Origin of the sequence: Gemmobacter sp., assembly GCF_046292685.1 — a bacterium.
In the GTDB taxonomy this organism is placed as follows: domain Bacteria; phylum Pseudomonadota; class Alphaproteobacteria; order Rhodobacterales; family Rhodobacteraceae; genus Wagnerdoeblera.
The window spans coordinates 1-12,578 of sequence record NZ_JBKBQM010000068.1; the positions used below are offsets into that span (position 1 = coordinate 1).

The 12,578-nt window shown below is 67.5% G+C and carries 12 protein-coding genes and 1 other RNA gene; 5 read left to right on the forward strand and 8 right to left on the reverse strand.

What is annotated here, in order from left to right; all coding sequences use genetic code 11:
• Positions 1 to 184: 184 nt before the first annotated feature.
• Positions 185 to 1,348, reverse strand: coding sequence for an L-lactate dehydrogenase (locus ACK4S2_RS14430; RefSeq protein ID WP_409625841.1), 1,164 nt, complete (start codon positions 1,346 to 1,348; stop codon positions 185 to 187).
• A gap of 112 nt (positions 1,349 to 1,460) precedes the next feature.
• On the reverse strand, positions 1,461 to 1,946 hold the full coding sequence (locus tag ACK4S2_RS14435; protein WP_409625844.1) for a peroxiredoxin: 486 nt from the start codon (positions 1,944 to 1,946) through the stop codon (positions 1,461 to 1,463).
• A gap of 79 nt (positions 1,947 to 2,025) precedes the next feature.
• Here ACK4S2_RS14435 and ACK4S2_RS14440 point away from each other — a divergent pair, with 79 nt between their 5' ends.
• From ACK4S2_RS14440 to ACK4S2_RS14455, 4 genes are all read left to right on the forward strand, one after another.
• Positions 2,026 to 3,228, forward strand: a complete 1,203-nt coding sequence (locus ACK4S2_RS14440; protein ID WP_409625870.1) for an NAD(P)/FAD-dependent oxidoreductase — start codon at positions 2,026 to 2,028, stop codon at positions 3,226 to 3,228.
• A gap of 78 nt (positions 3,229 to 3,306) precedes the next feature.
• The gene (gene rsmD / locus ACK4S2_RS14445) at positions 3,307 to 3,876 is read left to right on the forward strand and encodes a 16S rRNA (guanine(966)-N(2))-methyltransferase RsmD (protein WP_409625847.1); all 570 of its coding nucleotides are present in this window, start codon (positions 3,307 to 3,309) and stop codon (positions 3,874 to 3,876) included.
• 155 nt (positions 3,877 to 4,031) lie between these two features.
• Positions 4,032 to 4,358, forward strand: coding sequence for a hypothetical protein (locus tag ACK4S2_RS14450; protein WP_409625850.1), 327 nt, complete (start codon positions 4,032 to 4,034; stop codon positions 4,356 to 4,358).
• A gap of 14 nt (positions 4,359 to 4,372) precedes the next feature.
• Positions 4,373 to 4,699, forward strand: a complete 327-nt coding sequence (locus ACK4S2_RS14455; protein WP_409625852.1) for a hypothetical protein — start codon at positions 4,373 to 4,375, stop codon at positions 4,697 to 4,699.
• A 118-nt stretch (positions 4,700 to 4,817) separates the two neighbouring features.
• On the opposite strand, the gene ACK4S2_RS14460 is transcribed toward ACK4S2_RS14455, so the two are convergent.
• The 4 genes from ACK4S2_RS14460 to ACK4S2_RS14475 form a co-directional block, all read right to left on the reverse strand.
• Complete coding sequence (locus tag ACK4S2_RS14460; protein ID WP_409625855.1) at positions 4,818 to 8,129, reverse strand: efflux RND transporter permease subunit; 3,312 nt, start codon at positions 8,127 to 8,129, stop codon at positions 4,818 to 4,820.
• 7 nt (positions 8,130 to 8,136) lie between these two features.
• Positions 8,137 to 9,330, reverse strand: a complete 1,194-nt coding sequence (locus ACK4S2_RS14465) for an efflux RND transporter periplasmic adaptor subunit (protein WP_409625858.1) — start codon at positions 9,328 to 9,330, stop codon at positions 8,137 to 8,139.
• Entirely contained in the window at positions 9,327 to 9,968 is a 642-nt protein-coding gene (locus tag ACK4S2_RS14470; RefSeq protein WP_409625861.1) for a TetR/AcrR family transcriptional regulator, read from the reverse strand. Before ACK4S2_RS14470 ends, ACK4S2_RS14465 begins: the two co-directional genes overlap by 4 nt.
• Before the next feature lie 142 nt (positions 9,969 to 10,110).
• A complete protein-coding gene (locus tag ACK4S2_RS14475; RefSeq protein WP_409625873.1) occupies positions 10,111 to 11,463 on the reverse strand; it encodes a sensor histidine kinase in 1,353 nt (450 codons plus the stop codon).
• On the opposite strand from ACK4S2_RS14475, the gene ACK4S2_RS14480 reads away from it, so the two are divergent.
• Positions 11,455 to 11,619 (forward strand): response regulator transcription factor, encoded by a 165-nt coding sequence (locus ACK4S2_RS14480; protein ID WP_409625864.1) that lies wholly within the window; start codon positions 11,455 to 11,457, stop codon positions 11,617 to 11,619. The genes ACK4S2_RS14475 and ACK4S2_RS14480 overlap by 9 nt on opposite strands.
• Before the next feature lie 84 nt (positions 11,620 to 11,703).
• On the opposite strand, the gene ffs is transcribed toward ACK4S2_RS14480, so the two are convergent.
• Positions 11,704 to 11,800, reverse strand: an RNA gene (gene ffs / locus ACK4S2_RS14485) — signal recognition particle sRNA small type.
• Between the two features lie 54 nt (positions 11,801 to 11,854).
• A partial coding sequence (locus tag ACK4S2_RS14490) for a 5'-nucleotidase C-terminal domain-containing protein (RefSeq protein WP_409625867.1) occupies positions 11,855 to 12,578 on the reverse strand: 724 nt, incomplete at its 5' end.

The following is a 12,578-nucleotide window of genomic DNA, read 5'->3' on the forward strand; positions in this document are numbered from 1 at the left end:
GAATCCGGGCGGCAGGCTCATGCAACCGATATAGGCCGGGGGACAGCGATTCGCACCCCTGCTGCACGCAGGTCGCGGATTCGGGTGGCCCGGAGGGGCCGAAGGCCCTTCCGGCGGCGTGCGGGGCCGGCCCCGCGGGCGCCAAGCCCCCTCAACGGGGGCGCAGGCGCCCCTTTTCCTTCCGTCAGGAATACCGGGTAAAGAACCCGTCCGGGATCAGCAGGTTGTGCCGGCCGAGGTTGTGGATATCGCGCTCGCCGCACAGCGCCATAGACAGGTCCAGCTCCTTGTGGATCACCTCAAGCGCCTTGGTCACGCCGGCCTGCCCCATCGCGCCCAGACCATAGATGAACGCCCGCCCGATGTAGGTGCCGCGCGCCCCCAGCGCCAGCGCCTTCAGCACGTCCTGGCCCGAGCGGATGCCGCTGTCCAGATGCACCTCGACCCGGTCGCCCACCGCATCGAGGATCTGCGGCAAGACCCGGATCGAGGACAAGGCCCCGTCCAGCTGCCGACCTCCGTGGTTCGACACGATGATCGCGTCGGCCCCCACCTCGGCTGCCTTGCGCGCGTCGTCGGCATCGAGGATCCCTTTCAGGATCAGCTTGCCGCCCCACATCTCCTTCAACTTGGCGACCTTGCCCCAGTCCAGCTGCGGGTCGAACTGCTCGGCCGTCCAGGACGACAGCGAACTGGTATCGCCCACGCCCTTGGCATGGCCGACGATGTTGCCGAAGAACCGCCGCGGGGTGCCCAGCATGCCCAGGCCCCAGCGCCAGCGTGTCGCCAGATCGGCAATCGTCGAGGGCGTCAGCTTGGGCGGTGCCGACAGGCCGTTCTTCAGATCCTTGTGCCGCTGGCCGAGGATCTGCAGGTCCAGCGTCAGCACCAGCGCAGAACATTTCGCCGCCCGCGCCCGCTCGATCAGGCGGCGCACGAAATCCTCGTCGCGCATCACGTAAAGCTGGAACCAGAAGGGTTTTTGCGTGCGCGCGGCCACATCCTCGATCGAACAGATCGACATGGTGGACAGGGTGAAGGGCACGCCGAACCTTTCGGCCGCCTTTGCTGCCAGGATCTCGCCGTCGGCATGCTGCATCCCCGTCATGCCCACGGGGGCCAGGGCCACCGGCATCGCCACGTCCTGCCCGATCATCGTCGAGCGTGTGGTGCGGTTGGTCATGTCCACCGCAACCTTCTGGCGCAGGCGGATTTCGGCGAAATCGGCGGTGTTGTCGCGAAATGTCTGTTCCGTCCAGCTGCCCGATTCCGCGTAGTCGTAGAACATCTTCGGCGCGCGGGCCTTGTGCAGGCGCTTCAAGTCGTCGATGCAGGTGATGACGGGCATGGGTGGACTCCGCTGATTGGTCTGTCTGGCTTACCAATCGAGGCGCTTTCGCGCAACGGCAAAGCCGCGGCCCCCTGCGGGGCCGCGGCTGCGGTCGGTCGTTTCTGCGGCGTCAGATCGCTTCCAGCATCGCTTCGCCGCCCGAGATTTCGCAGGCGCCCGGGTTTTCCTCCATGTGGATCACCTCGACAACGCCATCCACCACATACATCGCATAGCGCCTGGACCGCCCGATCAACCCGCGCGCCGGGGCGCTGAAATCCACGCCCAAGGCCTTGGTATAGTCACCGGGGTCTGCCAGCAGCGTGATGCCGGCCGCAGTGGCTCCGGTCGCTTCGCCCCAGGCCTTCATCACGAAGGGATCGTTGACCGAGATACAGATGATCTCGTCCACGCCCTTGGCATCGAACTTCGGCTTGGTGCGGATGAAGCTGGGCACATGTGCCGAATGGCAGGTCGGGGTAAAGGCGCCCGGCACGGCAAAGATCACCACCTTGCGGCCCTTGGTCAGGCTGGAGAGCGAAACATCCTCCGGGCCGTTGGCGCCATTGCGGATCAGGGTGGCATCGGGCAGGCGGTCGCCTTTGGAAATCGTCATGGGTCTCCCTCGCGCGTTGTGTTTGTCGTGCGTCCAGATATAGGTTGCGCGCCGACGGCCGAACAGAGGGGGGAACGGGATCATGCATGTGGCGATCATCGGGGCAGGGCAGGCGGGGGCTGCGCTGGCGGCGCGGCTGCGCAGCGCAGGGCACATCGGGGCGATTACCCTGATCGGCGACGAACCCGTGGCACCCTATCAGCGCCCGCCGCTGTCCAAGGCCTATCTCCTGGGCGAAATGCCGCTGGATCGCCTGCTGCTGCGCGCGCCCGATTTCTGGGCAGCGCAGGACATCTGGCTGGTGACAGGCACCCCTGTCACCGCGGTGGATGCGGCAGCCCGCACCTTGCGCATGGGCGACGAAACGCTGGCCTGGGACCACCTCGCCTTCACCACCGGGGCGGTCGTGCGGCGACTGCCGGCGGCCATCGGGGGCGACCTGCCCGGCGTGCATTACGTGCGCACACTGGCAGATGTCGATGGCATGGCGCCCGAATTCGTGGCGGGACGGCGCGTGCTGATTGTGGGGGGGGGCTACATCGGGCTGGAAGCGGCGGCCGTGGCGGCCAAGAAGGGCCTTCGCGTGACCGTGGTCGAGGCCGCGCCTCGCATCCTTCAACGGGTGGCGGCACCGGAAACCAGCGACTACTTCCGCGCCTTGCACACTGCGCACGGTGTCGCCGTGCTGGAAGGCACCGGCCTTGCGCGCCTGACCGGGGCAGGCCGCGTCACGGGCGCCGAACTGGCCGACGGGCGCCAGCTGGCTTGCGATTTCGCCATCGTCGGGGTGGGCATCCTGCCGGCAACCGCGCTGGCCGAGGCGGCGGGTCTGGTGCTGGACAACGGCATTGCCACCGACGACCAGGGCCGCACCAGCGCGCCGCAGGTCTGGGCAGCAGGCGACTGCGCCAGCTTTCCGCACGCCGGCGGTCGTCTGCGGCTGGAATCGGTGCCGGGGGCCATCGACATGGCCGAATGCGTGGCGGAAAACATCCTGGGCGCAGGCAAGACCTATGTGCCGAAACCCTGGTTCTGGTCCGACCAGTACGACGTGAAGTTGCAGATCGCCGGGCTCAACACCGGCTACGACCGGGTGATCGTGCGCGACGGCGGTGCGGTGCGTTCGCACTGGTATTACCGTGGGGATCGGTTGCTGGCGGTGGATGCGATGAACGACCCGCGGGGGTTCATGATCGCCCGGCGCCTGATCGATGCGGGGCGCAGCGCCGACCCGGTGCGCGTGGCCGACCCTGCAACCGATCTCAAGGCGCTGCTGGCCTGAGGCCTGCCGCCTCGGGCCGTGCTGCGCCGGGCCGGGGCCTTGACCCCGGGGTCCGGTAACTCTGGCGGAGGATTGTCGATGCGGATCATCGGGGGGCAGTATCGCGGGCTGGTGCTGGCCGATGTCGGCGCCGGTGACCCGTCGGCGCATCTGCGCCCGACCTCGGACCGGGTGCGCGAGGCGATGTTCAACCTGCTGGTGAACGGCGGCTATGGCGACCCTGTGACCGGCGCGCGGGTGCTGGACCTGTTTGCAGGCACCGGCGCCCTTGGGCTGGAGGCGCTGAGCCGTGGTGCCGCCCGGGTTGCCTTTGTCGATGACGGCGCCGCGGCCCGGGCGCTGCTTCGACGCAACATCGAAAAGATGCACGCGATGGGCGTCACCGATGTCTGGCGCCGCGATGCCACGCGGCTGGGGCCCAACCGAGGCCCGGGCTACGGCCTCATCTTCCTTGACCCGCCATATGGCAAGGGGTTGGGCGAGGCGGCGATCGCGTCGGCGCTGGAAGGCGGCTGGGTCGCCCCCGATGCGATGATCGTGTGGGAGGAAAGCGCCCCCCCCGCGCTGCCGCCTTCGCTGACCCTGCTGGACCAGCGCAAGTATGGCGATACCGTCGTCACGCTGGCAAGCCCGACCCCGACTGCCTGAAAAAGCGGCATTCGGCAACGCCTTGCCGATGGCGCACCCGCGGCTTGCGACGGGTGCTGCGGCGGGACGCGACAATCGCCGTTACGCAGCGCGAGCAAGAGCCCCGGCGCGGCCCGAAACCCGCGGCACGCGCTGTTTCAAGCAGACGTTCTTTCATGGCGATTACCAAATCCGGCGCGCAGACGCTGCACCATGCGCCCGGGCTCTGCAACCTCGACCACGTCGATGCCTTGCTTGCGGACGATGGCAGCATCGTCTGGGCGATGGCTGGGGGCGACAACAACCTGAATGCCCTGCTCAGGGTCGGCACACTGGCCCCGGGGGCCACCGCGCTGGGCAGCATCGCAGATCGGGTCATTCCGCAGGCGACGGATGGGCTGCCCTTTTCGTCGGTCAACCGGGTGCAGCTGGAAAAGGGCCCGGCTGGCCAGATTGCGGCCTTGCTGCATCTGCCCGGACACGGGCTGGTGCGGGCGATCTGAACAATGCGCTGCTGGTGCAACGGGTGAATCGCGGCATGCTGTCCGGGCCGCTGTTGCCGGTCAGCCTTGCCGACCCCACCGACCGCCCATCGCTGTATTCGTCGCTTGTCTGGCTGGGGAACGGTGGCTATGCGGCGCTGACCGGCGACGAAACCAATGGCTCGGCCCGGCCAAACCCGATCGCCCGGCAACGCCTCGATGCCGCCGGTGCGGCGCAGGCCCCGGCGGTGGAGGTGGTGCCCGACACGCCGGCCGGTGGTCTGGTGAGCATCTACCGAAACCCCACGATGGTGCAGGCGGCCACGCTTGCCTCGAGGCGGGTTGCCATGGTGTGGAACTGACGGGTGTTTCTGCCCTGGCCTCGGACGACCTGGTATTTCTCTCGGTCGCTTGCCTGCGGATTTTCGGTTGCGCCGGCCCCCCGGGGCGGGGGCCGGCGTCTTGACGCCGGTCTTGGCGCTATTCTGCCGCCTGCCGCGGCAAGGCAGGCAGAACCGCATCGGTGCGGCCGCCATCCAGCCGATCCAGCCGCGCGGCCAGTTGCGCCAGCGCAGTTTCCCCCTGCTGCAGCCGCACGGCCACCTCCTCGGGCGGCAAGGCCTCGGGCTCGGCTTCCTTGGGGCCTACAAGGTTGCGGAACAGCCGCCCGATCAGGTTCGAAAGATCGTCCATGATCAGGTAGAACGCCGGCACCACGACAAGGCTGAGCACGGTGGACACGATGATGCCGCCGATCACGGCCGTCGCCATCGGCGCCCGGAACGCGCCGCCTTCGCCCACCCCCAGCGCCGAGGGCAGCATGCCCGCGGACATGGCGATCGAGGTCATGACGATGGGTTGCGCCCGTTTGTGCCCGGCCTCGATCACCGCCTGCAGACGGGTCATGCCGCGGTTGCGCATCTCGATGGCAAAGTCGATCAGCAGGATGGCGTTCTTGGTGACGATCCCCATCAGCATCAAAATCCCGATCAGCACGGGCATCGACAGCGCCGAACTGGTCAGGATCAGCGCCGCCGCCACCCCGCCGATGGCCAGCGGCAGCGACAACAGGATGGTGAACGGCTGGATCACCGAGCCGAACAGCAGGATCAGCACCGACAGCACGAACATCAGCCCCAGCACCATCGCGTTCACGAAGCTGACCATCAGTTCGGCCTGGACCTCGGCATCGCCAGCCTCGGCCACGCGCACCGTCGGCGGCAGTTCGACCGAGGACAGGATCTCCTGGAACCGTTCGGTCGCCGTGCCAAGCGCCACGCCCACGGGCAGGTTGGCGCCGATGGTGGCCCGGCGTTCGCGGTTGAGCCGGTCGATCATCGAGGGGCCTTGCGACACCTCGATATCGGCCACGGCCGAAAGCGGCACGGTGCGGCCCGTCACCGTTGCAACCCGAAGGGCACCGATGCGCGCCAGATCCGTTCGGGTGGCATCGTTCAGCCGCACGCGGATCGGCACAAGGCGGTTGTCGATCGACAGTTTCGCAAGGGCTGCGTCGTTTTCGCCGATCGTGGCCACGCGCACCGTTTCGGCGATGGCCGCGGTGGTCACGCCCAGCCGTGCCGCCTCGTCCAGTCGTGGGGTAATCTGAAGCTCGGGCCGGGGCAAGGCGCCTTCGGTGGCCACGTTCGCCAGCAAGGGCTCGCCGACCAGAGCTTCTTCCAGCCGGCGCACGGCCTCGTTCAGGTCGTCTTCGGACTGCGAGAGGATCGAGAACGAAATGTCGCGCGCCCCGCGGTCGTTCAGCTTGACAGCGCGCACATCGGGAATGGCGTGCAGACGGGCAAAGATTTCGGCCTCGATCACGTTCTGCGGCCGGATGCGGCCCTGCGGCTCCATTGGGGGCACCAGGGCGCCTACCACCGGCAGGCGCTGCGCCAGGCCCGACAGCTTGTAGCTCAGCCGGTGGTCCAGCTTTTCCAGCACTACCGTGATCGCGGCCCGGCGGATGTCGCGGTCGCCCTTGGGCGAGGCGCCGCCCAGCACGAAGATCGCCTCGATCCCCTCGACATCCTCGATGGCGGAAACCATGGCTTGCGTCGTGCGGTCGGTTTCCTCCAGCGTCGAGCCGGGCGGCAGTTCCACCGAGACCGAAATGCGGCTGACATCCTCGGGCGGTAGAAAGCTGCCCGGCACCTGCAACATGAAATGGACCGATACAAGCAGCACCCCAACCGCGGTGACCATCGTCAGATAGCGCGCCGGGATCCACAGCAACCGCCCCGAGGTCGAAAGCCGCACCAGCCGCAGGTAGAACCGCATGAACAGCCCGTCCTTGTGGCTGTCGTCGTGCAGCGCGTCCTTGGCGCGCATCAGGTAGGCCGCCATCATGGGCGTGATGAGCCGCGCCACCAGCAGTGAAAAGAACACCGCAATCGCCACGGTCATGCCGAACTGCCGAAAATACTGCCCCGGAATGCCGGGCATGAACGACACCGGCACGAACACCGCGATGATGGTGAAGGTGGTGGCAATCACCGCCAACCCGATTTCATCGGCCGCATCGATGGCCGCGCGGTAGGGCGTCTTGCCCATGCGGATATGTCGGGCGATGTTTTCGACCTCGACGATGGCGTCGTCCACCAGAATGCCGGTGGCCAGCGTGATCGCCAGGAACGAAACCAGGTTGAGCGAGAAGCCCAGCAGGTCCATCACCCAGAAGGTCGGAATGGCCGACAGCGGCAAGGCCACGGCGGCAATCAGCGTGGCGCGCCAGTTGCGCAGGAAGGCCAGCACCACCAGCACCGCGAGCAGCGCCCCTTCCAGCAACGTGTGCAGCGCGGCTTCGTAGTTGCCGTAGGTGTAGAACACCGTGTCGTCGACCTTGGAGATGCGCACCTCGGGGTGTTTTTCGCGCAAGGCGGCCAACTGTGCCTCGACCGCTTCGGCAACGGTTACCTCCGATGCGCCCTTGGCCCGGAACACCGAAAAGGTCACCACCTGTTCGCCGTTGAACCGCGAAAAGCTGCGAAGTTCCTGATAGGTGTCGCGCAACTCGCCCAGGTCCGACAGGCGCACGTGCCGCCCGCCCCCGACCGAGATCATGGTCTGCGACAGGCGTTCGACCGTATCGGCATTGCCCAGCGTGCGGATCGCCTGTTCGCCTGCGCCCAGTTCCGACCGGCCTGCGCCCAGGTCGATGTTGGTAGCACGCAGTTGCGCATTGACCTGGCTTGCGGTGATGCCCCAGCTGTCGAGCTTGAGCGGGTCGAGTTCGATGCGGATTTCGCGGTCGGCGCCGCCGTAGCGGTCGATGCGACCGATGCCGGGCTTGCCTTGCAGCGCGCGTTTCACCGTATCGTCGACGAACCAGCTGATTTCCTCGATGGTCATGTCCGGCGCCGACACCGCATAGGTCAATATCGCCTGCCCCTCGACGTCGATCCGGCTGACGACGGGGGCCTCGATCGACCCGGGCAAGGTGCCGGTGATGCGGTCGATCGCATCCTTGACATCCTGCACCGCGGTTTCGGTCGGGATTTCCATGCGGAATTCGACCGCCGTGGTCGAAACCCCGTCGGTCACGGTCGAGATGATGTTCTTGACCCCGGTGATGCCCGCAACGGCATCCTCGATTTCCTTGGTGATCTGGGTTTCCATCTCGGCCGGGGCGGCGCCGCCTTGCGCGACGGTGACGGCGACCAAGGGCACGTCGATGTTGGGAAACCGGGTGATCGGCAGGGTGTTGAACGAATTCCACCCCATCACCAGCAGGATGACAAAGGCCAGCAGCGGGGCGACGGGGTTGCGGATCGACCAGGCGGAAAAGTTCATGGCGCCCTCAGTTGGTTGCAGCCGCGACCGGGCGCACCCGGTCGCCGTCGCGCACGAAGGCGCCGGCCTTGGTCACCACTTGGTCGCCGGCGGCCAACCCCGAAATCACCTCGACGAAGCCGCCTTCGCGGATGCCGGTTTCCACCCGCACGCGCGAAACCTTGCCCGCCTCGTCCACCCGCATCACCCAGGCGCCATCGGCGGCCGTGGTCAGCGCGGTCACCGGCACGGCAAGCGCGGTCTTGCGCTCCACCAGGATTTCGGCATCGGCATACATGCCGGCGCGCACGATCCCGTTCCCGTCCAGCGCGATGCGGGCGTGGCCAAGGCGGCTGGTCGCGTCCACCACCGGCTCGACGCGGCGCACGGTGCCGCTCAGCGGCTGGGCGGCCCCCGCAAGGCGCAAGGTCACGGTCTGGCCCGGAGCCACGCGCACGAGGTCGCGCTCGGACAGTTCGGCGCGCAGTTCCAGCGCGGCATCGCGCGTCAGGGTGAACATCGGTTGCCCCGCGGCCGAGGCGATGGCCCCGACCTGGGCATTCCGGGCAATCACCTCGCCCGAGACGGGGGCCACGACCTCGGTTCGCGTCAGGTTCAGTTCCACATTGGCAAGCTGCGCCTCGACGCTGGCCACCTGTGCGCGCGCGGCCTCCAGCGATTGCCGGGCCACGGTGACGCGCGCTGTCGCCGACAGGGCCGTGGTCTGGGCCTGGTCCAGCGCGGCCTGGCTGGCATTGCCGCTTTCGCGCAAGGCGCTGGCGCGGCTGGCAACGCGCGCCGCCTGTTCGGCCGCGGCTTCGGCTTCCAGCACTTGTGCCTCGGCTTGGGCCACGGTCGCGCGGGCCGAAGCGACCGAGGCGAGCAACTGGCTGCGCGTCAGTTCCAGCGTGGTGCGCGACAGGCGGGCGAGGATTTGCCCCGCTTCGACCCGGTCGCCCACATCGGCCAGCAACGCCTCGATCGGCTGGCCTTCGATCAGCGGCGCGACCTGGACGGATTCGACCGCCTGGATCATGCCCCCTGCAAAAATGCGGTCTGCCAGTGGCATTTCGCGCACGGGCGAGACGGTGATCGCCGGCAAGGCCGGATCGGCGGCCGCGGTGCTGGCGGCAGCCTCGGCACGAAGGGTCTGCGGCAAGACCGCCGCCGCGCCGGAAAGGGCCAGCGCCAAGGCAACACGGGAAAGAACTCTGGGGGTCACGATGCATCCTCGGGCCGCGCGGCGGCGGCAATTTCGTCAAGCAGTCCGTCGATCTGGCGCTGGATCAGCGCGGTCAGCGCCGCGCCTTCGTCGGGGGGCAGGCGCCCGTGCATGGCGCTGGCCTTGACCAGCGCCACGATCAGACGGGCGTGCGCAGTGAACCGCGCCTGCGCCCGAACGGGCGATATTCCTGCCGCCAGCGCAAAGCCGCGGATCAGCCATGATACGATCTCGCCTTCCATCCGGTTCACAACCGCGCCGATTTCGGGCTTGCGCAACGCCGCCGCGGTGATTTCCGCCCACAGCGTCGCATCGTCGCAGGTGCAAAGTTCGTCGTGCACCCGGGCGTGCAGGGCCGCACGCAACACCGGCAACGGGTCGGGTGCCGCCAGCAGCGCGGCGAACTTCTGTTCCACTTCCTCCAGGTCGATCTGGATGATCGCCTCGACAATCGCGGCACGCGACGGGAAGTAGCGGTAGAAATTGCCCACGCTCATGCCAGCCGCACGTGCCAGATCCTGCATCGAGGCACCGTCGAAGCCCTTGGCGGCGAAAACCGGGCGGATGGCGGCCAGGATGTCGCGCTCGCGCGGGCCGAGGGCGGCAAGACCGGAGGAGTGGCGGGCAGGGCTGTTCATGGGGCTCGCGGCGGAGTGAACGTTCATTCACTGCGGGAGTTGGCGCGAAACCTCGGAAGCGTCAAGTGCGCCTGCGAAATTTTTCTTCGGTGCGACAGCGCGGCCGGCCTTGGCGTGCTTGCCGGCGCCGGGCGTGTCACGCTCAGCCGCTTGCGGCGGAAACGGCGGCCGGGCCGAAGGTGAACAGGACGATGACCTCGTCGCCTTCCTGCCGGACGTCGATCGCCCCCCCGACACTGCGGGCACGCTTCAGCATGCTCATCTGCCCCAGAACCGCCTCCGCGCCCAGCGTTTCGGCGCCGACATCGGTTTCGGGGGAGAACCTGCCACGGACCTCGAGCTGCACATGGTCTGCGGATTGTGCCAACCGCACCGAGAGGCCCTCGCCGCCAGCGTGTTTGCGGGCGTTGTTCAACGCTTCGTAAACGATCCGGTAAGCGGTGACGACCAGTTGCGGATTGCATTCCGCCGAGGCAGCAAGACTGGTCGAAACCGCAATTCCGGTGTCGCGGGTAAAGGCCTGCACGGCCTGGCGGACGGCGCCGGACAGATCGGTGCCGGCCAGTTCCGGCAGGATCAGGCCGCAAGAGATGTTGCGCAGTTCCTTCAGCGCGTTTTCCGACAGATCCCGGGCCTTGCGTTCGATCTGGTCGTATCCGTCGACGGTGGGCAACTGGCTGCGATACAGGGCGGCAATCGACAACAGCTGAATCGGGCCGTCGTGCAGTTCGGCGCCGATCCTGCTCAGCAATTCCTCGTTGGCGGCCGACGCGGTCCGCCGCAGCGATTCGGATTCGCGCAGCAGCGCGAGGTTGCGCCGGGTCAGATCGTCGGCTTCGTTCATGCGGCGGGTGATCTCGGCCTCCTGCGCCGCAAGGCGGGTTTGCGCCAGCTTGACGATGACCGCCAGCACCAGCGCCGCCGCCAGCAGCACGGCCAGACGCAACTTGTCGATCTCGGTCGTCGTCGCCTCGATCCGGCTGGAAACCAGCTCTACCCTGGAATAGAGTTCGCCGACCGCGATCAGGGCTCCGTTGTGGTCGTAAAGCGGCCGATGGACCTCGTAGATGCGTGTTTGCGCGTCGCACATCGGGTCGTCGAATGTTCCGCTGCCGTGTTTCAAGGACAGAACCGTTGCGCCGGTCACCGCCTTTTCCACCAGCGTGGAGATCAGCGGCACCAACGCCGCGTCTTGCGCTTTATGGTAGCGCTGCCGCGGCTTCGTGTTTTCGTTCAGCTGATCGATCAGGTTCGAGCGGGCGACGCCAAGATTGACGACTGCCATCCCCGGATTGTGTGCGATGCAGGCGGAAGTGTTGTAAAGAGACGCATCGGCGGCGGGTCGTTTCATGCCCTTCAGGCGGTTGTCGAAGGCGCGGAATACATTTCCTCCAGGCTCGCCGCCCGGTTGCTTCGTAAGATCCGGCAGCGCAAGAGTAACCCGAAGTCCGTGGAAATGACGCTTTCGCAGCGCGAAGACCAGATCGTGCGCCATTTGATGCAGAGGGCGTCCAACCGGGATATCGCGGAAAAGCTGCAGATTTCCGAAAAGACGGTCAAATCCTACATGACGCAGATCATGCAGAAATGCCACGCGCGCAACCGGCTCGAAGTGGTGCTGAACCTGCAGAAGGGGATGCCGTCCGGCTGACCGGGGCAGCTTGCCGAAGCCGTCCGATATCTCTGCCCCGGCCGGCTTTTCGTTCGCCTTCGGGGCAGGATCGGGCAGGATAGGGGTGAGAGGCTGGACAGCGACCCAGGCGGGACTCGTTGCGGCTGCTTCCTTCCGGACCTGACCGGGTTGGCGAGGCGTCTGCCCGCGCCAACCTCTCGACCCGTCAGATAAGGCCGGACGCGGCCGGATGCAAGGGTTGCCTTGGCCGGGATCACAGCCACAGACGCAGGCGCAGGAACCCCTTGTCGGACAGGCCCAGCGACTCCACCCCGGCGCGCGGCAGATGGTCCAGCGCGGCTGCGCCGGTTTCCACCACCACCGAGCTGCCGTGCATGGGCGAAAACCGCCACACCGGCGCATCAGGCGCGCGATATGGTCCTTCGAGCGCAAGGAACCCCCCGACGATCGAGCGCACCAGCGTCGGTGCTTCCAGCACCAGCCGGTCGGCCAGCCCGCAGCCCGGAAAACCGCCGCCGCCGGCGGCCCGGTAGCTGGACGTCGCCACGATGAAGGCATCGTCCGGGCGGACGGGTCGGCCAGCGTGGCACAGGTTGCGGATTCGCCCCGAAGACTGCGAAAGGTCGATTTCGTAGGTCAGCCCTTCGATGATGTCGAAATTGTAGGCGGGCCACTCAGGGTTGAGCAACGGGGCATCCCGCGCGCCCGGTGCCACCCGGGCAAAGATGCTGGCCCCGTGTTCCAGCCATTGCAGCACGTCGTTGCCGGTCAGGCGCAGGGCGCGGATGGCGTTCGGAAAGGGGCAGAGCGCGGCCAGGTCGCGCTCGCGCAAGAGGCCGGGCGCAAGGTCGGTGAAGTTTCCGGGCCCGCCGCGCCCGCCGGCCCGCGCCGGGGCGGCGGCCGACAGCACCGGCAGATGGGCATGGGGCCCGGTGCTCAGCATCTGCGCCACGTGCCAGGCCTGCGCGCGCGCAATC